At 44.4% G+C, this 24,564-nt stretch carries 25 protein-coding genes and 2 tRNA genes; 15 read left to right on the top strand and 12 right to left on the bottom strand.

Annotated elements, in window-relative coordinates:
* Nucleotides 1-3: 3 nt before the first annotated feature.
* A tRNA-Ala gene (locus tag B5444_RS07260) sits at nucleotides 4-78 on the bottom strand.
* A gap of 43 nt (nucleotides 79-121) precedes the next feature.
* Here B5444_RS07260 and B5444_RS07265 point away from each other — a divergent pair.
* Nucleotides 122-1,111 (top strand): OmpA family protein, encoded by a 990-nt coding sequence (locus B5444_RS07265; protein WP_079654545.1) that lies wholly within the window; start codon nucleotides 122-124, stop codon nucleotides 1,109-1,111.
* Between the two features lie 2 nt (nucleotides 1,112-1,113).
* Here the strand turns inward: B5444_RS07265 and B5444_RS07270 are convergent, their stop codons facing one another.
* From B5444_RS07270 to B5444_RS07300, 7 genes are read right to left on the bottom strand one after another with little or no spacing between them, the layout of a single operon-like run.
* A complete protein-coding gene (locus B5444_RS07270) occupies nucleotides 1,114-2,241 on the bottom strand; it encodes an HlyD family efflux transporter periplasmic adaptor subunit (protein ID WP_079654546.1) in 1,128 nt (375 codons plus the stop codon).
* Nucleotides 2,238-3,494, bottom strand: coding sequence for a TolC family protein (locus B5444_RS07275; protein ID WP_079654547.1), 1,257 nt, complete (start codon nucleotides 3,492-3,494; stop codon nucleotides 2,238-2,240). Before B5444_RS07275 ends, B5444_RS07270 begins: the two co-directional genes overlap by 4 nt.
* A complete protein-coding gene (locus B5444_RS07280; RefSeq protein WP_079654548.1) occupies nucleotides 3,488-4,063 on the bottom strand; it encodes a TetR/AcrR family transcriptional regulator in 576 nt (191 codons plus the stop codon). The genes B5444_RS07275 and B5444_RS07280 overlap by 7 nt, the downstream gene beginning before the upstream one ends.
* Complete coding sequence (locus B5444_RS07285) at nucleotides 4,060-5,289, bottom strand: TolC family protein (RefSeq protein ID WP_079654549.1); 1,230 nt, start codon at nucleotides 5,287-5,289, stop codon at nucleotides 4,060-4,062. Before B5444_RS07285 ends, B5444_RS07280 begins: the two co-directional genes overlap by 4 nt.
* Complete coding sequence (locus B5444_RS07290; protein ID WP_079654550.1) at nucleotides 5,286-6,332, bottom strand: efflux RND transporter periplasmic adaptor subunit; 1,047 nt, start codon at nucleotides 6,330-6,332, stop codon at nucleotides 5,286-5,288. Before B5444_RS07290 ends, B5444_RS07285 begins: the two co-directional genes overlap by 4 nt.
* A gap of 44 nt (nucleotides 6,333-6,376) precedes the next feature.
* Nucleotides 6,377-7,720: a sigma-54-dependent transcriptional regulator gene (locus B5444_RS07295; protein ID WP_079654551.1), complete on the bottom strand. Its 1,344-nt coding sequence runs from the start codon at nucleotides 7,718-7,720 to the stop codon at nucleotides 6,377-6,379.
* Between the two features lie 2 nt (nucleotides 7,721-7,722).
* On the bottom strand, nucleotides 7,723-9,117 hold the full coding sequence (locus B5444_RS07300; protein WP_079654552.1) for an FAD-binding oxidoreductase: 1,395 nt from the start codon (nucleotides 9,115-9,117) through the stop codon (nucleotides 7,723-7,725).
* A gap of 22 nt (nucleotides 9,118-9,139) precedes the next feature.
* On the opposite strand from B5444_RS07300, the gene B5444_RS07305 reads away from it, so the two are divergent.
* From B5444_RS07305 to B5444_RS07325, 5 genes are all read left to right on the top strand, one after another.
* Nucleotides 9,140-9,214: transfer RNA gene (locus B5444_RS07305), tRNA-Gly, on the top strand.
* Between the two features lie 23 nt (nucleotides 9,215-9,237).
* Entirely contained in the window at nucleotides 9,238-10,212 is a 975-nt protein-coding gene (locus B5444_RS07310; protein ID WP_079654553.1) for a cellulose biosynthesis cyclic di-GMP-binding regulatory protein BcsB, read from the top strand.
* Nucleotides 10,209-11,066 carry an NAD(P)-dependent oxidoreductase gene (locus B5444_RS07315; protein WP_079654554.1) on the top strand — a complete coding sequence of 286 codons (858 nt, stop codon included), beginning with the start codon at nucleotides 10,209-10,211 and terminating at the stop codon, nucleotides 11,064-11,066. Before B5444_RS07310 ends, B5444_RS07315 begins: the two co-directional genes overlap by 4 nt.
* Nucleotides 11,056-11,322, top strand: a complete 267-nt coding sequence (locus tag B5444_RS07320) for a rod-binding protein (RefSeq protein WP_079654555.1) — start codon at nucleotides 11,056-11,058, stop codon at nucleotides 11,320-11,322. The genes B5444_RS07315 and B5444_RS07320 overlap by 11 nt, the downstream gene beginning before the upstream one ends.
* On the top strand, nucleotides 11,306-12,421 hold the full coding sequence (locus B5444_RS07325) for a pyridoxal phosphate-dependent aminotransferase (RefSeq protein WP_079654556.1): 1,116 nt from the start codon (nucleotides 11,306-11,308) through the stop codon (nucleotides 12,419-12,421). The genes B5444_RS07320 and B5444_RS07325 overlap by 17 nt, the downstream gene beginning before the upstream one ends.
* Here B5444_RS07325 and B5444_RS07330 read toward each other — a convergent pair.
* The 3 genes from B5444_RS07330 to B5444_RS07340 all read right to left on the bottom strand — a co-directional run bounded on the left by B5444_RS07330 (nucleotide 12,406) and on the right by B5444_RS07340 (nucleotide 14,886).
* Nucleotides 12,406-13,059, bottom strand: a complete 654-nt coding sequence (locus B5444_RS07330) for an OmpA family protein (RefSeq protein WP_079654557.1) — start codon at nucleotides 13,057-13,059, stop codon at nucleotides 12,406-12,408. The two genes, B5444_RS07325 and B5444_RS07330, sit on opposite strands and share 16 nt — an antisense overlap.
* Nucleotides 13,060-13,132: 73 nt before the next feature.
* Nucleotides 13,133-13,459, bottom strand: coding sequence for a methionine--tRNA ligase subunit beta (metG, locus tag B5444_RS07335; protein WP_079654558.1), 327 nt, complete (start codon nucleotides 13,457-13,459; stop codon nucleotides 13,133-13,135).
* Nucleotides 13,460-13,515: 56 nt separating this feature from the next.
* Nucleotides 13,516-14,886: an NAD(P)/FAD-dependent oxidoreductase gene (locus tag B5444_RS07340; protein ID WP_079654559.1), complete on the bottom strand. Its 1,371-nt coding sequence runs from the start codon at nucleotides 14,884-14,886 to the stop codon at nucleotides 13,516-13,518.
* Nucleotides 14,887-14,906: 20 nt separating this feature from the next.
* Here B5444_RS07340 and B5444_RS07345 point away from each other — a divergent pair, with 20 nt between their 5' ends.
* The 9 genes from B5444_RS07345 to B5444_RS07385 all read left to right on the top strand — a co-directional run bounded on the left by B5444_RS07345 (nucleotide 14,907) and on the right by B5444_RS07385 (nucleotide 23,978).
* Nucleotides 14,907-15,914 (top strand): mechanosensitive ion channel family protein, encoded by a 1,008-nt coding sequence (locus tag B5444_RS07345; protein ID WP_079654560.1) that lies wholly within the window; start codon nucleotides 14,907-14,909, stop codon nucleotides 15,912-15,914.
* 26 nt (nucleotides 15,915-15,940) lie between these two features.
* Nucleotides 15,941-17,110, top strand: a complete 1,170-nt coding sequence (locus tag B5444_RS07350; protein ID WP_172838447.1) for a ComEC/Rec2 family competence protein — start codon at nucleotides 15,941-15,943, stop codon at nucleotides 17,108-17,110.
* Between the two features lie 34 nt (nucleotides 17,111-17,144).
* Nucleotides 17,145-19,124, top strand: coding sequence for an aconitate hydratase (locus B5444_RS07355; protein ID WP_079654562.1), 1,980 nt, complete (start codon nucleotides 17,145-17,147; stop codon nucleotides 19,122-19,124).
* Nucleotides 19,121-20,125 (top strand): malate dehydrogenase, encoded by a 1,005-nt coding sequence (locus B5444_RS07360; protein WP_079654563.1) that lies wholly within the window; start codon nucleotides 19,121-19,123, stop codon nucleotides 20,123-20,125. The genes B5444_RS07355 and B5444_RS07360 overlap by 4 nt, the downstream gene beginning before the upstream one ends.
* Nucleotides 20,106-20,951 carry a fumarate hydratase gene (locus B5444_RS07365; protein ID WP_079654564.1) on the top strand — a complete coding sequence of 282 codons (846 nt, stop codon included), beginning with the start codon at nucleotides 20,106-20,108 and terminating at the stop codon, nucleotides 20,949-20,951. The genes B5444_RS07360 and B5444_RS07365 overlap by 20 nt, the downstream gene beginning before the upstream one ends.
* 100 nt (nucleotides 20,952-21,051) lie before the next feature.
* A complete protein-coding gene (locus tag B5444_RS07370) occupies nucleotides 21,052-22,131 on the top strand; it encodes a GGDEF domain-containing protein (RefSeq protein ID WP_079654565.1) in 1,080 nt (359 codons plus the stop codon).
* Nucleotides 22,124-22,537 (top strand): hypothetical protein, encoded by a 414-nt coding sequence (locus tag B5444_RS07375; protein ID WP_079654566.1) that lies wholly within the window; start codon nucleotides 22,124-22,126, stop codon nucleotides 22,535-22,537. The genes B5444_RS07370 and B5444_RS07375 overlap by 8 nt, the downstream gene beginning before the upstream one ends.
* A gap of 11 nt (nucleotides 22,538-22,548) precedes the next feature.
* Nucleotides 22,549-23,067: a translation initiation factor IF-3 gene (gene infC / locus B5444_RS07380; protein ID WP_079654567.1), complete on the top strand. Its 519-nt coding sequence runs from the start codon at nucleotides 22,549-22,551 to the stop codon at nucleotides 23,065-23,067.
* The gene (locus B5444_RS07385) at nucleotides 23,064-23,978 is read left to right on the top strand and encodes a TIGR00269 family protein (protein ID WP_079654568.1); all 915 of its coding nucleotides are present in this window, start codon (nucleotides 23,064-23,066) and stop codon (nucleotides 23,976-23,978) included. Before infC ends, B5444_RS07385 begins: the two co-directional genes overlap by 4 nt.
* On the opposite strand, the gene coaE is transcribed toward B5444_RS07385, so the two are convergent.
* On the bottom strand, nucleotides 23,937-24,539 hold the full coding sequence (gene coaE / locus B5444_RS07390; RefSeq protein WP_079654569.1) for a dephospho-CoA kinase: 603 nt from the start codon (nucleotides 24,537-24,539) through the stop codon (nucleotides 23,937-23,939). The two genes, B5444_RS07385 and coaE, sit on opposite strands and share 42 nt — an antisense overlap.
* Nucleotides 24,540-24,564: the final 25 nt, after the last annotated feature.

Below are 24,564 nucleotides of genomic sequence, written 5' to 3' on the forward strand. Positions count from 1 at the left end.
TTTTGGTGGAGCGGAGGGGATTTGAACCCCCGACCTCCTACACGCCAAGCAGGCGCTCTCCCGCTGAGCTACCGCCCCTTGACATATATAATTATATAATCTTTTTCCGGAGGGTGGAAGTATGAAAAAAATCCTAATAGCTTGCCTTAGCTCCTTACTCTTTGCGTCTGCACAAGACGGAGATAGGTTTTACGTCTCCGACTACCTTTACCAAGCTCAGAAAGGTATACAGCAAGCCTATAGAGAAGGAGCTGCTGAAAAGAATCCGTACTCTTATGAGAAGGCAAGGGCTTACTTTAACATCGCTCAAATGTTTACCTACAATATGGACTTTGTAGGTGGCCAAGTGTTCTCTTTAAGAAGCTTGAACGAGTCTATGAAGATGGTGGAGGATATCAAGTCTAATGAGAAAAAGATAGAAAAGCCAGAGTCTCCGCAACTAGAAGAGTTTTACACAAAGCTTGTGTACCTCAAAGAAAATAAGGCAGACAGATGTGCACCGAGAGATCTCGCGTGGGCGGAAGCTTACTATGAAGGTCTTGTATACGAGCTCAAAAAGGAAGATTACAACAAAACGCTTGTCGATTTGATGATGGATAGTCTAAAGAGATATATAACAACAGCTCAGGACAAGGTAGAAAAAGCCGCAAAGGAGAATCTCTATTGCTACACTCAAAGATTGGAACCTGTAGCTGAAAAAACTCCTGAAGTGAAACAGGAAGAGGCTAAAATACAGGTAGAAAAGAGGAGGGTTATAGAAGAACCGATAAAGGTAGTTGCACGTGTCCACTTTGACTTCAACAAAGCTACTATAAAGAAGGAGTACATACCAGTCCTTGATGAAGTGGTAAAGTTCCTCAAGGAGAACCCCAATGTGAAGGTAAGGATAGAAGGTTTTACCGATGATATAGGTTCTAAGAAATACAACAACGAGCTAGCTCTAAAGAGAGCAAAGACGGTAGCAGACTATCTTATAAGCAACGGTATCTCTCGTGACAGGATACAGACGGTAGGTTACGGTAAAGAGAGGTACATAGCACCAAACAACTCGTCCATCGGACGTCTTACCAACAGAAGGGTAGAGTTCATAACCATAAAGGTGGAGGAATAGTACTACTTCCTTTCTATCTCCACCTCGCCCCCCATTCCTACTCTAAGGAGTTCTACAGGGCCTTCTACTATCCTTATCTTCACGGGTATCCTCTGTACCACCTTGGTAAACTCTCCAGCAGACACATCTCTGGGTACCAGGGCAAAGGTAGCAGCGCTTGCAGGGCTTATAGCTTCCACTACTCCTACAAAGGTGATGTTGGGATAGGCATCAAGTTTCACGTAAGCCTTGTTTCCCACTTTTACACCCTTTAGCTTTGTCTCTTCAAGGAGCACCTCCACGTACATACTTTTAGGATTTACCAAGGCATAGACGGGCTTTCCTGCCTGGACTACATCACCCACGCTTACGTATTTTTTGGCCACAAAGCCATCAAAGGGTGATCTAAGCTCCGTATACTCAAGCTGTCTTTTGAGCAAGTCCCTCTGCTTTTCCAAGGATGCTATCTCCTTATCCAAAGATTCTATCTGATAGGAGAGTTCTTTGAGTTGAAGGAGTTTTGACTTGGATGCGTAGACACCCTCAAGAGCCCTCCCTTCCTCTTGCTCTAAAGATCTTATATCTCTCAGAATACTCTCTTTTTGATCTTTCAACACCTTGTAGCGTGTTTGATACTCTTCAAGTGTCCTAGCTGGTACAAGACCATGTCTGTAGAGGTTTTCGTACCTTTCTAGGTCCTTCCTGGCCTGCTCTAAGTTTGTCTCTACCTGCGAGAGTTGATACTTCAACGCCTCTACCTTTTGTCTTACACCTTTGAGAGAGTATTCGGAGGCACCCAGAGAGCTACCAAGTTCTCCTCCGAGTCTACTCCTCTGAACCTCCAGCATCTGCTTTTGAGCCTTTAGGCTCTCTATTCTGTTTTCAATCTCTTGTAGTTTAAGTCTGTAATCCTCCGGGTCTATAAGGGCTAAAAGCTCTCCTTTCTTTACCGTATCTCCGGACATTTTGTACATGCCTATTACCCTTCCAGAGACCATAAAGCCCAGGTTTGTGAGTTCTTCAGCCTTCACAAAGACCGCGTCTGTTATAGCGTATTCCATCCTGTGCTTTATCCACCTAAAAGCGAACAAAGAAAACACGAAAATAAGAGCTATTAGAAGGAGTATGCCCAGCTTTTGCTGTCTACTCATGGAAATACCCCCATGGACCTAAGGAGTTTGTAATAAGCCTTCAGGTAGTTATAGTAGGACACGGTCTTGTCAACCCGCGCTTTCGTAAGGCTTGCCTCTGCAAGAAGAAGGTCTGTGGAGCTTATTATCTGGTTCTTATACTGCTCCAGAGAAAGCCTGTAGTATTCTTCTGCATACCTGAGAGAATCTTCAGCCACTCTAAAGTTGTCCCTTGCAGTAAGGTACTCCTGGTACGCACTCTTAACCTCCAAAGTTACCTTCTGTTTTATGTCCTCTAACTCAGACAAGGCCTTTTTTTCCTCCTCTAGGAGGGCGAGCCTTCTGTAGTAGCTTTCAAAACCTTGCCACTGAAGGCTTACGCCAAGGGCCAAAGAGTAAAACCCTTTTGGGCTTACAATGGGATTCTGATCTGAGTAAGTGTACTTACCTTGGAGAATCACAGAAGGTAGTAACAAGCTAAGCTGAGCCTTTGCCTGCTGTCTAGCCTGGTAGACGGACTCTGCGTAAGCCTTGATGATGGGTCTTTCTGCGAGTGCTGTTTGTATAGCTTGCTCTAAGGACACATCTTGAGGGGATACCTTTAGGGGCTCTACCTTCCCAAGATTCTCCTCGGGTACGTAAAGGAGGGATGCAAGGTTTGCCTTGGCTACATCCAGCTTTCCCTGAGTGTCCCTTAAGTCTCTCTTTACCTCAGATAGTCTTACCCTTGCCTGGAGCACGTCCGTTATGGCCACAAGTCCCTGCTTGAAGAAAGCTTCCGTCCTAAGAAGTTGTTCTTGAATAGCCTGTTCTTGCTTACGGTAGGCTTGAAGGACCTCCTCCATGGAAAGTACGTCTAAGTAAGCCTGAGCTATCCTTAAGGCTACATCCTGTTTTTTCTCTGCAAGCAGGTATTGACCTACTTTTACACTGCTCTCTGCTATAGAAACCCTTGCACCTCTTAGTCCGCCATCAAAAAGCACCTCTGTCAGGCTTGCTTCAAAGTTTTTAAAGTCTCTCTTGGTGGCTGGGATGCTTCCAAAGATGGGTACGTTCATATACTGTTTGTCGGAAAGGGTATTGTAAGAGAAGTTAAGGGAAAACTTAGGAAGGTAGAGGTTTCTTTCAGCTTTGAGTTCGTAGAGGTACCTTTTAAGTTGGTATCTTTGAGCCTGGACTTCTTGGTTGTTTTCCAGACCTAACCTTATAGCATCCTCTAGAGTCAAACCAATACCAAACCAGAAGAAACTCAAAAGTAAAAGCACCGCTAGCATCTTATACCTCGCATAACTATTTCTACTCCCTTCTGTACCTTTTCTTTAGATGCTTCTAAGGTAAGGTCTTGCCTGAGAAGTAGGTCAAGGTACACTACCCTTATAAGCCCCAAGAGTAAGCTTGCTATCACTTCTGGGTCAACACCCTTACAGATACTGCCCTTTTGAGCTTCCTCTTCTATCAACCTCTGGAATAAAGAACGTATGTATTTGCTCTTTTCAAAGTAGAGTTTTCTAAACTCTTCGCTGGAACCTACAAGCTGGAAGAAGAAGATAAAGCCCACCTCCTTGTCCTCATAGAGGCTCTCAAGCATGGTTTTAAGTATCTCCTTGAGCTTTTCTTCTAGAGGAAGATCCGTCCTTCTGTATTCTTCCAGTTTTTTGAAAAGCTTCTGTACATTTGCTTGAAGTAGCTCCTTAAACATGTGTTCCTTGCTTTTGAAGTAGAAATAAAAGCCACCTTTTGAAATGCCAGCCTCTTTTACTATCTCCTCCACGCTGGTGTTAAAGTAACCCCTTTCCATGAAGAGCTTTTTTGCGCTTTGGAAGATCTTCTCCTTTGTATTCATCTCGTTAGCCTCTCTATAAGGGCAAGCGTGCTGTTGTAGTTGTAATAAAGAAGGTAGAGGTTTTGGAGTGTAGTGTTGTAATTGTTCCTGGCGTCTAACACCTCGAGGAGCGTGGTTATGCCGTACCTGTACCTTTCAGTGGAGAGCCTGAGAGCCTCCTTAGAAGCCTCTAGAGATTTAAGGGTTGCATCTATCTGAGTTTTCAAGGATTGTAGATCGTCGTAGGCCTTACGCAGAAGTGTAAGCTGAGTACTCTCTACGTCTTTTAAGTTCTGAGCTTCCTTAAGGAGGTCTATCTGTGCCTGTGCTACGTTTGCATCCCTTGCAAAGCCGTCAAAGATCTTATAGTTAAGAGATACGCCCGCCGTGTACCCCTCTATCCACTGAGTACCTCCCGAGAAGCTCTTCTTTCCGGTACTTCCTTGGTATCCTAGGTTTGCACTCAGAGTAGGATAGTAGCTCGCCTTTGCTAGTTCCACCTGTCTTTGTAAAACCCTGTAATTGACCCTTTCAACCTTTAGGGTACTGTTGTTCTTCAGCAACTCTTCCTGAAGGATATCAAGAGGTTTGTCAAAGGGTGAGTAGGAAAGCTCTCCTTCAGGCTCCGTTATTGAGTCCACCTTCAAGAGATTTTTAAAATCCTCTAAACTTTTTATGTAGTCCGTTTTTGCCTGCTCTAAGGCTGCCTTTGCGCTTTCAAGCTGTGCTTGGGTACGTATAAGGTCCACCTTTGTAAGGATGCCAGCCTGGTACTTAGCTTGGGCAAGTTTGTAGTTCTCCTCCCAATAAGAGAGGTTCTCCTTCAGAAGCTCTACCACTTTTTTCTTATAAAGGAGCGCATAAAAAAGGCTCTTCACCTGATACTCTACCGTCCTTTTAACATCCTCATGGACGAGCTTCTTTAGCTCCATGGAATCCTTGGCCAGGGTTATTGCTGTGAAAATAGATCTGTCAAATATGGTCTGGTTTAGACCAATAAGGTAGCTCTGTCTGTCCTTGGGAGTAAAACCGTATGCAAGGGAGTCAGAAAGCCTGGTGTAAGAGTAGGATAAGTTGACCTGTGGAAGTATTCCTGCTCTTGCTTGTCTTATGGCCTGTTCTGCCTTCCTTATATCAAGCTCTGAGATCCTAACACTAGTGTTGTTCTTTAGGGCTACCTCCACAGCTTCCTCTAAGCTTATGGCATAGGAAATTCCAAGAAGGAATAAAAGCAATAAGAACATCATCTTACTTCCACCTGCACACCTTCCTGCAGCATGTAAGCGTTATCCGTAACTATGCTATCAGAATCCTTGAGTGGAGCTTCAACGTAAGCGTATCCTTCCTCCTGCTTTACTATCCTAGTGACGGGTACCATCTTTGCCTTAGAGTTCTCCACCTTCCACAGGATGTATCTGTTGCCGAAGAGCACGAGGCTTTTTTCCGGTACTTTAAAGGCAATCCTTTGTTCTAAGGGTATCTGTACCTGAGCATACATGCCTGGCTTTAGCTTTCCTTCTGGGTTTTCCATCTGTGCCTTAACGGTGAGCTGTCTGCTTTGATCTGCAGCAGGGGAAACAAAGTAAACCTTTGCTTTGTACTTGCCTATTCCTTCCACATCCACTTCAACCACCGAACCCTCCTTTACGTAGGGATATATCTCCTGTGGAACTTGGAAGACTATCCTTATAGGGTTTAGGGTGACAAGCCTAAAGGTTTGACTTGCCGGAGTCACATAGTCTCCTACGTTTACTAGCCTTTGGGCTATAAAACCAGAGAAGGGTGCTTTCACTTGAGTTCTTGACAGCATAAGCTTAGCGTTGTTTAGTTGAGCCCGTATGCTTTTTATGGTATCTTCGTATACCTTAAGCTGCGTAAGAGCGTTTTCATAATCCTCTTTGGAAATGAGCTCCTTATCGTACAGGAATTTCCTTCTTTCCACTATAGCCTTCTGGTTTTGGTAGTTGGCCATAGCTTGAGAAAGCTGAGCGTTCAGTTGGGAGAGGGTGTTTTGGTAATCGGAAGGGTCTATGGCGAGTAAAGGTTGTCCTGCTTTGACAAAGCTTCCTTCATCCACATAGAGCTTCAATATTCTTCCGCTTACTTCGGGTTTTACATAAACGTCCTTCACGGCTTCTAGGTAAGCTTTCTGTTGATATGAAACCTCTACAGGCTCAGATCTGACTGTGTACACGCTGACTGTTACGGCTTTTTTGACCTGTTTTACCTCCTCCTTCTTTTGACAGGAGCCTAAAAGGAGGACTACTATAAGGAACAGGTATATCCACATAGTGCTGTAATTATACAGACTGACCGGTCGGTATGTCAATCTTTTCAAGCAGACTTTATGGGTATGTTGTAGTTTCTTATCTTTCTGTAGAGGTTGGACAAGTCTATGCCTATAACCTCAGAAACCTTTTTAACGTCGTAGTTGTACTCCTTAAGCTTAGCCTCTATAAACATCTTCTCAAACTCTTGGCGTGCCTTCTTAAGATCGTTGTACGAAAGAAGAGACTCTAGGTTGGGTCTGTTTAAAGGGTTTAAGAGCCCAGACAGGAACCTCTCATCTATCTTATCACCTGGATGCAGTATGACTATTCTCTCCATGAGGTTCTTGAGCTCCCTGACGTTTCCCTTCCAGGGGTAGGAGAGGAGTATCTCCTTGGCGTTCTCTGTAAGGTAAGGTGTAGGCCTTGCATATTTTGTGGAGAAGTAATTCAAGAAGTGTTCAGCCAGGAGTATTATGTCCTTGCCCCTTTCCCTTAGAGGGGGTAGTGTTATGGTAAAGACGGCTATACGGTAGTACAGGTCTTCCCTAAAGCTTCCCTCTTGCATCTGCTTCTTTATGTCCTTGTTGGAAGCACTTACCAGCCTAAAGTCTGAATGTATTACTTGTGTGCCACCAAGCCTTGTAAAGCTCTTCGTCTCTAACACTCTCAGCAGCTTAGCCTGAGCTTTAAGACTCATATCTCCTATTTCATCCAGGAAGAGGGTTCCACCGTGGGAGAGCTCAAGCTTGCCCTGTTTCCTACTAGTTGCCGATGTAAAAGCTCCTTTTTCATAGCCAAAGAGCTCTGCCTCAAGGAGTTCATCAGGTAGGGATGCACAGTTTATGTCTACAAAGGGTCCGTCTTTTCTGTTTGAAAGCTTGTGGATGAGTCTGGCTACAAGCTCCTTACCAGTCCCGCTTTCACCCAGAATCAGCACACTCGCATCCGATTGGGATACTTTCCTTATGAGTTCCTTTACTTGCAGCATCTGCGGACTTTCTCCTATGAGCTGATCCATCTCCTGGAACATCTGGCGCTTCTTTAGCACATCCTCTACAGCTCTCCTTAGGCTTAAGAGTAGTCTCTCTGTAGAGAAGGGCTTTTCTATAAAGTCGTAAGCCCCTTCTCTGATAGCTTTTACGGCGTCCTCTATCTTACCATGGCCTGTGATGACTATTATGTTCGCATCTGGAAGGTTCTTCTTGGTGTATTCTATTAGTTCAAAACCAAGACCATCGGGCAACCAAAGATCAAGTATGAGTGTATGAAAGTAAGCTTTGGATATCTTCTCCTTCGCTTCCTTTATATCCTGGGCTGTCTCTACAAGGTATCCCTCTTCTTCTAGTATTTCCTTTAGGGTCAGCCTTATAGACTTTTCGTCATCTATTACGAGCACAGAGGCAAGCATCTTTAAAGGTCAAACACCTTCCCAGGATTGAAGAGGTTTTTAGGATCAAAGCTTCTCTTGATGTCCCTTAAAAGCTCCATGCCTACCTGACCAAACTGCCAGCTTAGGAACTTTTTCTTGGTAAGCCCCACACCGTGCTCTCCTGTTATAGAGCCATCGTAGGACAGGGTGAGTTCAAAGAGCTCATCTACAGCTTGTTCTGCCCTTTCCTCTTCTTCTGGGTTGGACTTATCGTACAGGAAGTTTACATGCAAGTTTCCGTCACCTATGTGACCAAAAACTGCCACCATAAGGTTATACTTTTGAGCTATCTGCCTTACCCGTGGAAGGAACTCAGCCAGGCAGCTTCTGGGTACTACAATGTCTTCGTTTATCTTGCCGCTTTTGAGGTTTCCAAGGGCTGGACCTAAGCTCTTTCTAGCTGTCCAGAGCTTTTCGGAGCTTTCCTTGTCGTAGGAAACTTTTACCTCAACACCCATAGACTTCAGTATACCTTCTACCATTCCTATTTCTTCCCTTACGCCGCTTGGTGTCCCATCCACCTCTATTAAGAGTAGTCCCTCTGCATCCCTTGGTAGACCTACTCCTTTAAAGTCCTCCACTGCCCTTATAGCATCCCTGTCCATAAACTCAAGAGCTGAAGGGAACACACCGGAGGTAAGTATTTTGGTCACAGCTTTTCCTACGTCCTCCAAGCTTTGAAACACAGCTAGAGCTGTAAGTCTCTCTTGAGGCTTTGGTATAAGCTTCAGGGTTGCACCTGTTATAAGACCAAGAGTTCCCTCCGAACCTACAAACAGACCCATAAGATCATAACCTGCCACGTTCTTTATGACTGGACTACCAAGCTTTATAACCTTACCTTCCTTTATGACTGCTTCCAGTCCTAGCACGTAGTTGCGAGTCACTCCGTACTTTAAACACCTCGGTCCACCTGCGTTCTCGGCTAAGTTACCCCCTATGGTAGAGTACTTATAGGAGGAAGGGTCTGGAGGGTAAAAAAGGCCAAGCTTTTCCACATACTCCTGCAGATGCGCAGTTACAACTCCGGGCTCTGCGTACACTACACTGTTCTCAAGGTCCACTTTGAAGGAATCCATCTTTTCAAAGGAGACGACAAAACTCTTTTCCACTGTAGGTACAGCCCCACCTGTTAGACCAGAACCAGCACCTCTTGGGAATATGGCTATGTTCTCCTCATAGCAGAACTCCACGAGCTTTATCACATCTTCTTTGTTTTCTGGAAACACCACTCCTAGCGGAACAGACCTTTCTATGGGTATAGGAGTAGCATCGTAAGAGTAGAGCTTTCTTTCTACTATAGAGGTGTTTACCTTTCTATCACCCAGTAGGGCTCTAAGCCTGTTTACAGGATCCCTTTTCAAAATCGCAAACATAGTTTATAATATAAATCTGAAAGCGGGCGTAGCTCAGTGGTAGAGCGGCTGCTTGCCATGCAGCAGGTCGCGGGTTCGAGTCCCGTCGCCCGCTCCAAGAAAAAAAAGGAGTTACAAGCCATGAGAAAAAAGCTCCTACTCCTATTGTCCATGTCTGGCATAGCCTTAGGTCAGCCTTTGATAGACCCTAACTTTGCAGACAGATTATTTCCTTATATAACCTACTCTACAGTTTGGAGTGGAACACCTGCCACACTCTCTGACGTAGCTGTTCCAAACGTGCTTATAGTTTACGGCAAGAAGGAAGATCCAGATGTGGTTGCCTTGGCTGGTAAGATAGCCTACTACCTAGGCCAGTGGACTGATGACATTGGTTTTTCAGTGGAGGACGTAAAGCAGTCTAGAATTCCTGAGCTTCTCGTAAACGATGAAAGACTAAAATCCCTTGATTACAAAAACCTTATAGTAGTGGGTACCAACAACTCCGTAGTGAAAGAGCTAGGCCTTAAGTTTGAAGGGCCCACCATAAAGGTAATCCAGAAGGATGGCAAGAACATAATGTTAGTAGGTGGGAAGACCAAGGAGGATGTTATCAAAGCTGGTAAATATCTTGCAGATGTGAGGCTCAACTTCAAAGCGGGTGCATACAAGACTTTCTTCTCCTTCGTAGCTCTGCGTGGTTACATAGAAAAAGGAGAGTTTGATGCAGCTCTTAGGCTGATAAGAAGTCCTCAAGGGCTTTCTGCATGTGGGAAAAACATGGCTTTGGCGGCTCCAATGGTGGCAAACTGGAACGATGACATAAAGGCCGTGGTGAAAAAGAGGAACAGCATACTCTATTCGGAACTACCAAAAGCGATAGAATCAAAGGATAAGAACAAAGCTGTAGAACTCTGGAAGGAGGCCATGTTTACATGCTATCAATGCCACCAGGGTATAGACATACCTCAACTCAGGAAGTTCAAGCCCCTTGAAAGCATCCACTCAAAACATCAACGTATAGCTGAAAGCTTTGGTTTAATAGTTAAGGCAGGTAATGAAGTATCTTGTGTTGCATGTCACAGCGGTAAAACAAGCATAAGGGGTTATCAATGAAAGTAGGTTTCATAGGCTTAGGTTCTTTGGGTAAAGAGATAGCCAAGAGATTATCGTCCCAGGGCGTAGAGCTTTTAGTCTGGAACAGAACCAAGAAGAAAGCCCAAGAGCTTGGCTTCCAAGTAGCTGACTCGCCCAAGGAGCTCATATCCCAAGTGGATAGGGTGTTCCTGATAGTGTTTGACAGTCAAGCATCAGAAGAAGTTATATTCGGCAAGGATGGCCTGGTGGAAGGACCCATTGAAGGAAAGACAATAATAGACATGACCACAAACCACTACAGGTACGTGGTAGAAGCTCAGCAGGAACTGGAGAAAAGAGGTGCCTTCTATCTGGATGCCCCTATACTCGGAAGCGTCATACCAGCACGGAAGGGAGAGCTTACTATACTTGTGGGTGGTGACAAGGAGAAGTTTGAAGAGAACAGACCTGTCTTTGAAAAGTTCTGTAAGGTCATCATGTATGTAGGTCCTGTAGGTAACGCCACCAAGCTCAAGCTTATAAATAACATAGTACTCGGTGGTTTCATGGAGATTCTTTCCGAAGCCATAGCCGTGGGAGAAAGGGCTGGCCTTCCCAAGGACCTTATCATAGAGGTGCTTTCCAACGGAGCAGGGAAGTCATACATACTAGACGTAAAAAAGCAGAAGCTTCTGGAAGAAGACTTTGAAACCCACTTCTCCGTGGACCTTATATACAAGGATCTACACTATGCCCAGGACTTGGTAAAGGATATAAAAGCTTTCACCATGACCCTTCAGAATGTAAAAGAAGCCTACGGCTTGGCCAGGTTTAAAGGTTTAGGGGAGTTAGACTTCTCAGCAGTCTACAAGATGTTTAAAGATGAAGATTGACTTTATTCTCCCCTCAAGCAACTACCTGGATACTGTAAAAAGGGACAAGAAGGAGTTGGCAAAGGAGTTTGAAGCCATCCTACTTAAGGAGTTTCTAAAGGAGGGTCTTAAGCCGGTGCTAGAAAATAAGAGCTTTCAAGAGAGGATGTACTACGATAGCTTTATAGACAGCCTAAGCAGAAAGCTGGCCGAAGCCGGTGGAGTGGGTATAGCAAAGATGATACTAAAGAGTATAAAGGATGAGAAGGATAGATAAGATCTCATCCTTCATAGTGATGGACATCTACCAAGAAGCGCAGCGAATTGATGATGTAATACACATGGAGATAGGAGAGCCGGATCTAGATCCACCACCTGGAGTCATAGAAAACCTAAACAGAGCCATAAGGGAAAGGAAGTACTTTTATACACCCTCCCTTGGTATATGGGAGCTAAGAGAGAAGATAGCTGAACACTACAAGGTGTATTACGGTGTTGAGGTATCGCCTGAGAGGATAGTGATAACCACGGGAACCTCAGGTGCTTTCCTAGTTGCCTACGCTATACTCACATCTCAAGGCGATAAAGTAGTTTTGGCGGATCCTTCCTATCCTTGCTATAAGAACTTTGCTCACCTTCTTGACGTAGAACCAGTGTTTGTGCCAGTGGATGCATCCACTAACTATCAAATACTGCCAGAGATGATAGAAGACCTAGACTTCAATGTCCTTCATATCTCTTCTCCTTCAAACCCTACAGGAACCATATACTCGGAGGAAAACCTAAAGAAACTTATCGAACTCTGCGAGAGAAAGGGGGCATACTTTATATCGGATGAGATTTACCACGGACTTGTTTATGAAGGAAAGGAGACAACTGCTTTGCAGTTTTCAGACAGTGCTATAGTTATAAGTGGTTTTTCTAAATTCTTCTGCATGCCAGGTTTTAGACTAGGCTGGATGGTACTACCAGAACATCTGGTAAGAAGTGCAGACGTGGTAATACAAAACGTTTACATATCCGCACCTGCGCTAAGCCAGTATGCTGCGCTTGGGGCCTTTGACTACGAGTACCTTTCTAGAGTGAGAGAGATATACAGAAGGAGGAAAGACATACTATACGAAGGTTTGAAGGACGTTTTCAACATAGAGGTTAAACCTGAAGGAGCCTTCTACATCTGGGCACGCATAGACAGGTACTCCACAGACTCTTATAACTTTTCGTTGGAACTTCTAAGAAAGGCCAGAGTTGCTGTAACTCCAGGTGTAGACTTCGGTTTTAACAAGACAAACCTTTACATTAGGTTTTCATACACAAAGGATGAGGATGCCCTTAGAGAGGGCATCCAGAGGATAAAGGATTACTTAACAAGATAGATCTCTACAGCTCTCTGCGCCCTAAACTCTTTTCCAAACTTCTGGGCAAGCTCTTTACCGTAGGCGGTTATTCTTATCCTACTTTCGTCCACACCAAGCTTTACAAGCTCACTGGCAACCATCTGTGCCCTGTGCATAGAGAGATCAAAGTTATACTTGCTTGTACCTCTTTTATCTGCAAAGCCTACAACTAGAACTTCTCCTTTCTCATCTTTCAGCTTTTGTGCCACATTTTTAAGCTCATCAACAGCCTTCTTGGATAGCGTAAACTTATTGAAAGCAAAGTGAACAGTACCCACCTTTGTTGCTTCAAAGCTACGTGCAGTAGCTTGTTCTGTAGTTGACTTGGTTTCTTGAACTGGTCTTCCTTCAAGAGCCCTTATCCTTTTCTCATGATCATCAGCTATGTTTTCAAGCTTGCCTACTCTCTTTTCAAGATCGTTTACCTTAGATATGGCTTCGTCAGCTTTTTTACTTGCTCCAGTTATAGCATCAAAGTAGTTCTTGTAGCACTTGTCCAGAAGGTACTTACTGAAGACTTCCTTTGGGCTTCCACAAGGGTCTGTAAGTTCCTGAGCGTTGCCCAGGGATAAGGTAAGACCAACGAAGAGTGCGGATGCTAGAGCTATTTTCTTCATCTTTTACACCTCCTTATCTCGATTATAGTACACAATAAAATATACGCCAACACTGTGAAGATTTCATGAAAAGTTAGCTTACCTTTGATCCTTCTTTTACATCTACATCCGGTACTATCAAGGAGAGCTTCTCTCCGTCTGACAGAGCAAGAACCATTCCTTGAGATTCTATCCCGAATATCTTCCTTGGTTTTAGGTTTGCCAGGAAAAGTATCTTCTTGTTTATTAGTTCTTCAGGTGTGTAGTGCTTTGCTATACCAGCTACTACTGTTCTTTCTTCATCTCCTATGGATAGTCTTAGTTTAAGAAGCTTTTCCGAGCCTTCTACACGTTCTGCAGACAATACCTTTGCTAGCCTTATGTCAAGCTTTTGGAAATCCTCTATCGTTATAAGCTCCATAAGGGTGTATTATACCAACGAATTCTTCTCAATTTAATCTTAAGAAGAGGTACCCACTAAAGGCTAAACAAAGGTATATCATGACTGGGATTTGCTAAAGATCTGAGAGCACCGTTTTTTATCACAGATAGAACCTTCTGAGTTACTTTTCTGTCCCTGTAGCGCATAAAGTGATGCATGAGAACACCTGAAGCTTCAAGCCCTTGGCCAGTAAACTTAAAGGTAATAGAATCTTTAAGGAAAGGATTATTCTTGTTTACACTTAGAACCTTCGGCAATCCTACAAATTGATAACCTATAAGAACACCATCCCTTAGGAAAATTTTTATTATCTGGTTATCAAGCTCAAAGGTATGGGATTCGTCCGCTTCCTCAAAGAGGCCACCGCTACCCGCAGTCACCATCCTTGTCTTGACTGCGTTGTAGTCTACTAGACCAGGGTTCTTTACCTTCAAGCCTGCCATGTTATAGCCTGCTATGGCTCCGGCCTGCTGAGCCGTTGGAAATAGGGCTATCCACCTGTGCCTTCCAAAGACATCTATCCCCGAGCAGATGTCACCAGCTGCATACACGTCCGGATCCGAGGTCCTCTGGTACTCATCTACTAGTACTCCACCTACCACCCTACCCTTTATCTCATCCACGTGGAGCCTTATGTCTGTTCCTTCAACGAGGTACGTTCTTGGTCTTACACCGGTAGAGAGTATGACCATATCGGCCGGAAGGTATATACTCCTGTCGGAGCCTAGCTTCTTTATCTCTACGGCCTCTACCCAACCGTCCTCACCATGGAAAGCTACCACTTGCGAGTTTAGGTAAAATCTTATGCCTTCCTCTTCTAAAGGTTTCATGTAAAGATCTGCCATATGTTTGTCCAACATTCTAGGAAGTACTCTATCAAAGACTTCAACCACAGAGACTTCAAGTCCCATATACCTTAGAGTTTCGGCATCCTCTATACCTATGGGTCCGGCCCCCACTATCACTACCCTTCTTACCCTACCCTCTAAGATCCATTTTCTTATCCTCTTGGCATCGTCCAGACTCTTAGCTGTGGTCACACCACCCAGTTCAACACCTGGTATGGGTGGTATAAAGGCAGAGGCACCTGCAGCCAGAAGGCACTTATCGTAGCTTACCTCCTCCCCACCTTTTACATAGATAATCTTCTTCTTGTTGTCTATGCTTACCACCTCTTTGCCGAGTCTGAGGTCTACCTTATACTTCTCGTAGAAGGAAAAGCCTCCAGCGTAAAAAAGGGCATCATCACCTATGTCCCCTCTTATGACGTTTTCCATACAGTTTGGGGCGTACGCAGGATACTCTTCCGCAGAGAGTACTACTATGTCAGAGTCCTTGTCTACTTTTCTGAAAGCCTTTATAGCACTTACTGCGGCAGGTCCGTTCCCTACTATGACTACCTTCACCGTGTTGTAAATTATATACCATGAGAGATCTGTTACCTGTAGTAGCTTTTTTGCTCAGCTTTTTGGCTCTTCTTCTTTTGAGGTACACCCTACTAAAATATCTAACTAATAGATCTGAAAACGCTGTTTACAATTTGATGTTAAAGACTATAAGATTTCCATCTCTCTTTTTGGTATTTGCTATTCCTCTTTACGTTAGCTTACAGTTTTTAAGACACACTCAAAAAGAGTACATAGTTCATGTAGAAAAGATCGTACTAGCTAGCTTTATCCTCTCTGTATCTATATTTTTGGCAAATCTAGCGGTTGAGGCTTTGAAACTTTATGCAGGAAGAGCTGGACTAAAACTACCTTCTGCTAATGTAGTCTTTGCTTTAATAAAGGGCTTTATAGTCCTGCTTGGTGTTATAAGCGTCTTAAACTTGTTTGGTATACCCGTTGTTCACCTTGTGACCACCTTAGGTGTGGGAGCTTTGGCTGTATCCTTGGCACTACAGAGTACCTTGAGCAACTTCTTCTCAGGCTTGAGTATAATCTCCTCAAGGCAGATAGAGATCGGAGACTTTGTAAGGCTTGAAAACGGAGAGGAAGGTTACGTTATAGACATAACCTGGATGAACACAGTCATAAAGCGTGCGGATAATAATCTAGTGATAGTTCCCAGCTCAAGGATGGTAAACATGATAGTGATAAACTACAGAAAGCCTATAGAAAGCATGAACATTACTATTCCAGTAAACGTGAGTTATAACTCAGACCTTGATAAAGTAGAGAGGATTACATTTGGGGTGGCTAAAGAGGTGCAAAAGTCTGTAGAAGGTGCGGATCCCAACTTTGAACCTGTTGTAAGGTTTACAGAATTTGGAGAAAATAGTATAAAACTAAACGTAACACTGAGAGTGTTGAATTCAGATTATCAGGGTATTGTAAGACATGAGTTCATAAGAAGACTAAAACAGGCTTACGACGCAGAGGGCGTAAGGATGAACTTTCTTACAGTATCTACTACATGTCTAGGAATCACCTGAGGGCCTTACTTTTCCTGATTTTTTCTTTGATCTTTTCGCTTTTCGTTAACCTGAAGGATAAACTACCGGATCTTTCCGATGAGGGTGTTTTTTATCTGAGGGTTGACGGCATTCCGCAGGCAGAAGACTCAGGTTTAAAGGTTAAGGTGCTAGTGGAAGGCGGGGACCTTATGGACTTACAGGGTAAAATGGCTTATCTCACACTCAGAGGTGTTCACAATCTAGGTAAAGATCACCTCGAAGTGGATGCAAGGGTGAAGATAAAGGATGGAAGGATATACCTTAGTGCGAACTCCGAGGACATACTAGATGCATGGGACGAGGACGGAATAAGGAAAAGGCTTATAAGCAAGCTTGAAGAGAAGGTAAAGGATCCGCTCGTGAGGGACTTTACAAAAGCGTACATCTTCGGAGAGGATGCAGACCTTCTACCCCTAGAGGTACAAAGGTCTTTTTGGGAGAGTGGCCTTCTTCACATCCTAGTGGTAAGCGGATCTCACATAGCCTTGATATTCATGGTTTTCTACAGATTTCTACCCTACCCTTATGGGCATATACTTTCCCTAATACTTTCCTTTTTTTACACCTTCTATGTGGTAAGGACAGAACCACCTGTGCTGAGAGCCTTCCTTATGTTCCTTCTTTACGTGATGGCCAAGCTTTCAGACCACAGGCCCGATTACGTTTCTATACTCTTTGTGTCCGGAGCTATTATACTCTTTGTGTTTCCTGAATATCTCCAGTCTTACTCCTTCTGGCTTTCCTTTTTTGCCACCCTCTTCATACTTTTATCGATCAAAGAAGCACCCATCCAGAACAAGGTTTTTATGTCCTTTTGGGTGTCTATATTTGCCTTCCTGGGCACGGCACCATTAGTAGCAAGCTTTTCACTGACTACACCCATGAGCATACTGCTCACCGCTCCGGCTTCTCTTATCCTTACGCCTTACACCGTTTATTCCTTCCTTGACCTTTTTACACTGTTTAGCCTCCCTTCCTTTCCCTTGGAAATACTCGGTAAGCTCGCCATAGAGAGCATAAGGGTTATGTCAAACCTCGGGTTTCTATTAAATTTAAAAGCTTCTGCCCTTGGATCCTTCTTCTGCACGACTGCTTCTGCCCTAGTGCTTTACTTTACCAGTGGCTGGTGGAAACTCCTTGCCTTTGTACCACTTTTGCTGATTGTTATAATATAGGTCATAAGTTTTTGAAAACCTAAGGAGGAATTCTATGGCGAAGGGTACAGTGGCATACAAGATACTACAAAGTCATTTAGTAAGCGGTAAGCTCATACCAGGAGAAGAGATAGCCATAAAGATAGACCAAACTCTGACGCAGGATGCGACGGGTACTATGGCCTACCTTCAGTTCGAAGCAATGGGCGTTGACAGAGTAAAGACGGAGTTATCTGTAAGCTACATAGACCACAACATGCTCCAGACGGACTTTAAAAACCCTGACGATCACAAGTATCTTATGACGGTGGCCAAAAGGTATGGAATATACCTATCCAAACCTGGAAACGGTATATGCCACCAAGTACACTTGGAAAGGTTTGCAAAACCCGGTAAGACCCTGCTTGGATCAGATTCTCATACACCCACAGCAGGTGGTATGGGCATGCTTGCCATAGGCGCTGGTGGCCTTGACGTTGCAGCGGCTATGGCAGGAGAACCCTTCTACTTAAAGATGCCTAGGATAGTAGGAGTCAAGCTAACAGGGAAGCTACCAGACTGGGTGACGGCAAAGGACATAATACTTGAGCTCCTACGAAGACTTTCTGTGAAGGGTGGAGTGGGCAAGATATTCGAATACTTTGGAGAGGGTATAAAAGAACTCTCGGTACCGGAGAGAGCCACAATAACCAACATGGGAGCTGAACTAGGAGCTACCACCTCCATATTTCCCTCCGATGAGATAACAAGGGCTTACCTTAGAGCACAAGGGAGAGAGCATGATTGGATAGAGCTTCTACCAGATCCAGATGCTGAATACGATGAGATTATAGAGATAAACCTCTCAGAGCTTGAACCGCTTATAGCATGTCCTCACTCCCCTGACAACGTAGTCCCTGTAAGAGAGGTAGAAGGCATAAAGGTGGACCAGGTGGTCATAGGCTCATGCACCAACTCATCCTTCGTGGATCTTACCCGAGCGGGCAAACTCTTGGAGGGAAGGAAAGTACACCCAGACGTCATCTTCGCAGTAGCTCCAGGTTCCAAACAAGCCCTTGAGCTCATCACTCAGAACGGTATACTTCTTAACTTCCTTAAGGCTGGAGCCAGGATACTAGAAAGCGCGTGTGGTCCATGTATAGGTATGGGTTTTGCACCACCAAGCGGTGGAGTATCACTCAGGAGCTTCAACAGAAACTTTGAAGGTAGGTCTGGAACACCGGATGCAAAGGTCTACCTTGCATCACCAGAGGTTTGCGTCGCCGCTGCCATAGCAGGCCATATAATAGACCCAAGGAAGCTAGCAGAGAAGGAAGGTATAAAGTGGATAAGGGTTGAGATGCCCGAAAGGTTCCCGTACGGAGACGAGGCCATAATCGAACCACTATCCGAGGAAGAAGCCAAGAAGGTAGAGATATACAGGGGGCCAAACATAAAGCCTCTACCCGAGTTTGACAGTCTCCCAGAAAGCATAGACGGTGTAGCCTCTCTTATAGTTGGAGACAATATAACCACCGACCACATAATGCCAGCTGGTGCAAAGATACTACCGCTGAGGTCCAACATCTACGCCATAAGCGAGTACGTGTACCATTACGTGGATCCAGAGTTTGTAAGCAGAGCAAAGCAGGTAAGGGACTCTGGAAGGGCAAATGTGATAATAGGCGGTGAGAACTACGGACAAGGTTCTTCTAGGGAACATGCAGCGTTGGCACCTAGATTCTTGGGCGTCAGGGTGGTAATAGCTAAGTCCTTCGCACGTATACACCATGCTAACCTAGTAAACTTTGGCGTGTTACCCCTAGAGTTCGTGGACAAGAAGGACTATGAAAAGTTTACTCTTGGTGATGAGGTGTTAATACCGGACCTTATACAAAGGTTGCAAGAAGGTAAAGAGATCATCGTAGTAAACAAGACCACAGGAGAGGAAATAGTATGCAAGTACAACCTGACACCCAAGCAGATCTCTGTCCTGATGGCTGGTGGACTGCTTAACTGGATAAAGAACAAGCAGAAGGTGGGGGTACAGACATGAAGATGCGTAAGGTAGTCTCGGTAATAGGTGCTGGGAATGTAGGAGAACACGTAGCAAGCCTTCTGGCACTCAGAGGTCTTGTAGACGTTCGTATGTTTGACATACCAAAGAAGGACGGAGATAGAATCATAGAACCCGTCAAGGGTAAAGCCTTAGATATAAGACAGATGCTCGCCGCTATAGACATAGATGCCAAGGTAGAAGGGTACACGGTGACACCCGAGGGTGAAGGTTATGAAGCTCTAGAAGGCAGCGATATAGTAGTCATCACAGCAGGCTTTCCTAGAAGACCAGGTATGAGCAGAGAAGACCTCCTTGAAAAGAACATATCTATACTCGCCATCATAGCTGAAAGGATAAAGAAGTATGCACCAGACTCTGTGGTGATAGTGGTCACTAACCCCGTAGACCTTATGACGTACGCCGTCTATAGGATACTCGGATTCCCCAGAAACAGAGTGATGGGAATGGCTGGAGTGCTTGACTCTGCACGTTTTAAGACCTTCATATCCCAGGAGATAAAGGTTTCGCCTAAAGACATACATGCCTACGTCATAGGTGGACACGGTGACGAGATGGTACCACTCATCTCCATATCCAACGTAGGTGGCATACCCCTGATAAACATGCTGCCTAGAGAAAAGATAGAGGAGCTCATCAGAAGAACGCGCTTTGGAGGTGGTGAGATAGTGGACCTAATGGGAACGTCCGCTTATTATGCTCCGGCTGCCGCCATAGTGGAGATGGTAGAGGCCATAGTGACGGATAACAAGAGGATCCTTCCCTGCTCTGTCTTTTTGGATGAGGAAGATGGGGAGTACTATGGAGCCAAGAACGTATGCGTGGGAGTTCCTGTAAAGTTGGGCAACTGTGGGGTGGAAGAGGTTATTAAAATACCCATGTTGCCTGAAGAAAGACAGATGTGGGAAAGGTCAGTAGAGTCTGTGAAGAGAAACCTCAAGACAGTGGAGGAGCTTTTAAATGCGAGAAGTAAGGTATGAAGATATAGTTCAAGCCGTCAGAAGTATAGCCATAAAGGCCAACTACGAGCTTCCAGAGGATGTAGTGCATGCTTTTGAAAGGGCTCTCAAAGAAGAAGAGTCTGAGGTGGGAAGGGAAGTCCTAAGCCAGATACTTTTAAACGCCAAGCTAGCTAGAGAAGAGCAGATGGCTTACTGTCAGGACACGGGCGTGGCCGTGGTTTTTGTTGATTTGGGGCAAGATGTACACGTGGTGGGTGGATCCTTAGAAGATGCCATAAACGAAGGCATAAGGAGAGCCTACACAGAAGGCTACCTGAGGGCTTCTATGGTGTACGACCCTGTGTTTGAAAGGAAGAACACCAAGGATAACACACCCGCCATAATCCACTACAGGGTTGTACCAGGAGATAGGATAAGGATAACCTTTGCACCGAAAGGTGCAGGTTCAGAAAACATGTCCCGCCTAGCTATGCTCAAGCCTGCAGACAGTTGGGAGGGTGTAAAAAAGTTTGTCCTAGAGACGGTAAAGCTTGCAGGACCTAATGCATGTCCTCCGCTAACCGTAGGTGTGGGTATAGGCGGTAACTTTGAATACTGTGCTCTACTTGCCAAGAGGGCCCTTCTTAGACCCATAGGAGAGAGAAGTTCTGACCCAGTCGCAAGAAGGATAGAGGAAGAACTCCTTGAGGAAATAAACAAGCTTGGACTAGGTCCTATGGGATTTGGAGGAACAGTCACTGCTGTGGACGTCAAGGTAGAGCTCTACCCTTGCCATATAGCATCCCTACCCGTTGCTGTAAACATCCAGTGCCACGCTTCAAGACATGCGGAGATAGAGCTTTGAAGTACATACTCTTTCTAGCTTTTGTTGGTTTGATCACCATCCTTTTCCTCTTTGGGATACCTCTTAGGCTTTCACGTAGCTATAATATGAAGAAACAGAAATGGAAGGTTTAAGGGAACAGCTTAAGCTCTTTGAAGGCTACGAAGGTTTTGAGATTCTAAAAAAAGCCATTCAAGATTTAGTAGAAAACAGGTGGGACAGAGAGGAACTAAAAAGCTTGGGTGAAATTCTTTACCAGAACGGTGTTCCGTACGCACTGATTATCAGCCTGTACTCTAACCTGAAGGAGTACTTTGATCAGAGTACACTTTCCGACTTTTTCTACTACCTTCTCCTACCTTACATGAAGCACGCGCAAGAGACCTTTAAAGAAGAACTTCATATGGAGAATCTTATAGACAGTGTGTACCGTTTGAAAAGGTTCTACATGGAATTCTTTCAAAGGTTTTTGGAAGAAAGGTCAGAGGAACTTCTGGAGGCCAACAAAACACCACCCTTCAGAAAAGAATTGTACCTCCTTAATACTTCCATTAAAGAAAAACATATAGAATATTTAGAGGAACAACGCGAAAAGCTCATAGACCTCCTGCAGGAAGTACTCCATCAAAAAGACCTTATGTACGTTGATTGGTTTATAAGAAAGGCGCGCGATCTAGTACTGTTAATTCAATCATGGTTGGACAAACTACTTATAGATAGTCTGAAGGAAAACGTATACAAAGATCCTCTTACCGGCCTTTACAACAGACTTTACCTGGAGGAAGCCCTTCCTAGGGAAGCGGCAAGAGCCAAAAGGTACGGTATGGCCTTGTCTATAATACTCCTAGACTTAGACAACTTCAAGCTTATAAACGACACTTACGGACACCTTTATGGAGACTCGGTGTTAAAAAAGGTAGCGGAGATTATAGTCGGATCTTTGAGGAAGTCCGATGTGGCCTTTAGGTACGGAGGTGAGGAGTTCGTCATACTACTGCCTTACACAGATATAAGAAGCGCAAAAGTGGTAGCCGAAAGGATAAAGAAGCTGTGTGAAGAGATGCTTCATATAACTCTTAGTGCAGGTATTAAACAGATAAGCAACTTTGAAGACCCTATGAAGGATGTGGAGTGCGCAGACATGGCCCTTTACACGGCCAAGAGGGAAGGTAGGAACAGAGTAGTCGTCTTTGATGGATAGGCTGTTGCTTTCCCTGTACACTGGCTCCTTATTTCTTCTGGTGTTCGTAGTGGCTCCTGTTCTGACACGAAGTACCGATTATAAGAACCTTGCAGGACGTCTGTACGGAAGGATACTGTGGCGCTTTTACCTCCTTGCCCTTTTTCTACTTCTTGCTTATCTTATACTCTCTGATGAAAAACTTTATTCAACTTTGCTCATTATGGGTCTTTTGAGTAACGTCCTTCTTTCTCATTACATTAAGCTTTACAAAAGGACTGAAGTAGGTGACATAGACCTGTTGTCCTACAATGACCCTAAAAGGGCACGCTTTAGGAAACTTTCTTATCTTTCTACTTTCCTTCTTTTCTGTAACTTTATACTGGCCGTATTTGTTCTATTTACTATTACTAAAACTAAAAACTGATGGAGGTGTAAATGCAGAACTACAGGGTTAACAGACAGATAAGAGGTGTAAAGGAGGTAAGGCTAATAGACGAGAATGGCAAGCAGATAGGTATAGTGGACATTGAGACAGCTCTGCGTATGGCTGAAGAAAGGGGGCTTGACCTCGTGGAGATAGCCCCGCAGGCTAATCCACCTGTATGCAAGCTCTTGGACTATGGAAAGTTCCTCTACGAGCTCAAAAAGAAAGAGAAGGAAGCAAAGAAGAAGCAGAAAGAGCATGCTATAGAAGTAAAGGATATACAGTTGAGTACTCGCATAGACGAACACGACCTTCAGGTTAAGCTAAAACACATGAGGGAGTTTTTGCAGGACGGAGATAAAGTAAAGGTGAGGATAAAGTTTAAGGGTAGAGAGATCATGTATCCTGAACTTGGTGAAAAACTCGCCAACAGGATAATATCCGAGCTGTCTGATGTGGGAGTCTTGGAAGCTCCTCCCAAGAAGGAAGGCCAGTTTTTAATCTTTGCCCTATTGCCTAAAAAGAAATGAGAAAATGCGTTAAGTGTAACAAAAAAGCTGAAGTCTATCTACCTCAGTACAGGCTCTCCCTGTGTAGAGAGCATTACATCGAGTGGTTTGAAAACAGGGTAGAGGGCACAATAAGAGAGTTTAGGATGTTCTCCAAAAAGGACAGGATACTTGTTGCTGTATCTGGTGGTAAAGATAGCCTATCCCTGTGGAACACACTACACAAGCTAGGCTATCAAGCTGATGGACTCTATATAGACTTGGGTATAGGTCAATACTCGGAGGATTCAAAGAACTTGGCCATAAAGTTTGCAAACAACATAGGAAGAGAGCTTCATACAGTAAGCCTTAAGGAAGAGGTTCTTAGCATACCTGAGATAAAAAAGGAAGACCCAAGACCTGCATGCTCCTTCTGCGGGACTCTAAAGAGGTACTACATGAACCACTACGCCAAAAAACTAGGCTACAACGTGGTGGCCACGGGCCACAACCTGGACGATGAAGTAGCTGTGCTCTTCTCCAACGTCCTTAGCTGGAACCTTGATTACTTGAAAAGGCAGTACCCTGTTTTGGAAGAGGGGAAGGGTTTTGTGAGGAAGGTAAAGCCTCTGTGTAAAATGAGCGAAAAGGAAAGTGCCCTGTATGCTTTTATGGCAGGCATTGAGTATATAGAGTACGAATGTCCCTTTTCGGAAGGTTCGACCAGCATAGAGTACAAAAAGCTCTTGTCGGAGCTTGAAGAAAGGCATCCTGGTACAAAACTTAGGTTCTACATGGAATTCCTCAGAAAGATCTATCCACTGTTAAACCAAGAGCAAGAGCAAACCAATCTAAGACCGTGTAAGGTATGCGGAGAGCCTACATCAAGGGATGTGTGCCCTGTATGTGCTTTAAAGGCTAAAGTCGGCAAGGTTACGGAGCCTAACGTATAAATCACGTACTTGCCTCTCGGTCCTTTCAAGGGAGTCTGAGTTGTCCACTATAAAGTGAGCATACCTGAGCTTTTCTTCTATGGGCATCTGCCTTTTCCATCTTCTCTCAAAGTCTTCTTCCTCCATACCTTTGAGGATGGCTCGTCTCTTACACACTTCGTAAGGAGCATAAACTACCACCAGAAAATCGTAGTTTTTGTAAGTTCCCTTTTCTACAAGGAGGCTAGCTTCTACAACCACTATGCTACCTTTTGGTAACTTGGAAAACTCCTCATCCAGCTTCCTATACAGAGCATTGTGGGTTATCTCCTCCAAGATTCTTAGCTTTTCCTCGTCCGAAAAGACAAGATCTGCTAGCTTTTTTCTGTCTATGTTCCCCTCTTGGTCTAACACTTCTCTTCCAAAGATGGAAACTATTCTTTGATACACCTCTCCCTTCTCTTCGTAAAAGCTCCTTATGATTTGGTCTGCATCAAAGACAACACACGACAGATCTTTTAAGAATCTGGCTACAGTAGACTTTCCACACCCTATGTTTCCTGTAAGGCCTACCTTTAACATCCGTACGTATTTATTATAATTGTTG

Origin of the sequence: Thermocrinis minervae (assembly GCF_900142435.1) — a bacterium.
Classification (GTDB): domain Bacteria; phylum Aquificota; class Aquificia; order Aquificales; family Aquificaceae; genus Thermocrinis_A; species Thermocrinis_A minervae.

Bases quoted from the DNA above. Each gene is read 5' to 3' on its own strand.
- B5444_RS07265 (WP_079654545.1), top strand. From the start codon at position 122: ATGAAAAAAATCCTAATAGCTTGCCTTAGCTCCTTACTCTTTGCGTCT.
- B5444_RS07270 (WP_079654546.1), bottom strand. From the start codon at position 2,241: ATGAGTAGACAGCAAAAGCTGGGCATACTCCTTCTAATAGCTCTTATT.
- B5444_RS07275 (WP_079654547.1), bottom strand. From the start codon at position 3,494: ATGCTAGCGGTGCTTTTACTTTTGAGTTTCTTCTGGTTTGGTATTGGT.
- B5444_RS07280 (WP_079654548.1), bottom strand. From the start codon at position 4,063: ATGAATACAAAGGAGAAGATCTTCCAAAGCGCAAAAAAGCTCTTCATG.
- B5444_RS07285 (WP_079654549.1), bottom strand. From the start codon at position 5,289: ATGATGTTCTTATTGCTTTTATTCCTTCTTGGAATTTCCTATGCCATA.
- B5444_RS07290 (WP_079654550.1), bottom strand. From the start codon at position 6,332: ATGTGGATATACCTGTTCCTTATAGTAGTCCTCCTTTTAGGCTCCTGT.
- B5444_RS07295 (WP_079654551.1), bottom strand. From the start codon at position 7,720: ATGCTTGCCTCTGTGCTCGTAATAGATGACGAAAAGTCTATAAGGCTG.
- B5444_RS07300 (WP_079654552.1), bottom strand. From the start codon at position 9,117: ATGTTTGCGATTTTGAAAAGGGATCCTGTAAACAGGCTTAGAGCCCTA.
- B5444_RS07310 (WP_079654553.1), top strand. From the start codon at position 9,238: ATGAGAAAAAAGCTCCTACTCCTATTGTCCATGTCTGGCATAGCCTTA.
- B5444_RS07315 (WP_079654554.1), top strand. From the start codon at position 10,209: ATGAAAGTAGGTTTCATAGGCTTAGGTTCTTTGGGTAAAGAGATAGCC.
- B5444_RS07320 (WP_079654555.1), top strand. From the start codon at position 11,056: ATGAAGATTGACTTTATTCTCCCCTCAAGCAACTACCTGGATACTGTA.
- B5444_RS07325 (WP_079654556.1), top strand. From the start codon at position 11,306: ATGAGAAGGATAGATAAGATCTCATCCTTCATAGTGATGGACATCTAC.
- B5444_RS07330 (WP_079654557.1), bottom strand. From the start codon at position 13,059: ATGAAGAAAATAGCTCTAGCATCCGCACTCTTCGTTGGTCTTACCTTA.
- metG (WP_079654558.1), bottom strand. From the start codon at position 13,459: ATGGAGCTTATAACGATAGAGGATTTCCAAAAGCTTGACATAAGGCTA.
- B5444_RS07345 (WP_079654560.1), top strand. From the start codon at position 14,907: ATGAGAGATCTGTTACCTGTAGTAGCTTTTTTGCTCAGCTTTTTGGCT.
- B5444_RS07355 (WP_079654562.1), top strand. From the start codon at position 17,145: ATGGCGAAGGGTACAGTGGCATACAAGATACTACAAAGTCATTTAGTA.
- B5444_RS07360 (WP_079654563.1), top strand. From the start codon at position 19,121: ATGAAGATGCGTAAGGTAGTCTCGGTAATAGGTGCTGGGAATGTAGGA.
- B5444_RS07365 (WP_079654564.1), top strand. From the start codon at position 20,106: ATGCGAGAAGTAAGGTATGAAGATATAGTTCAAGCCGTCAGAAGTATA.
- B5444_RS07370 (WP_079654565.1), top strand. From the start codon at position 21,052: ATGGAAGGTTTAAGGGAACAGCTTAAGCTCTTTGAAGGCTACGAAGGT.
- B5444_RS07375 (WP_079654566.1), top strand. From the start codon at position 22,124: ATGGATAGGCTGTTGCTTTCCCTGTACACTGGCTCCTTATTTCTTCTG.
- infC (WP_079654567.1), top strand. From the start codon at position 22,549: ATGCAGAACTACAGGGTTAACAGACAGATAAGAGGTGTAAAGGAGGTA.
- B5444_RS07385 (WP_079654568.1), top strand. From the start codon at position 23,064: ATGAGAAAATGCGTTAAGTGTAACAAAAAAGCTGAAGTCTATCTACCT.
- coaE (WP_079654569.1), bottom strand. From the start codon at position 24,539: ATGTTAAAGGTAGGCCTTACAGGAAACATAGGGTGTGGAAAGTCTACT.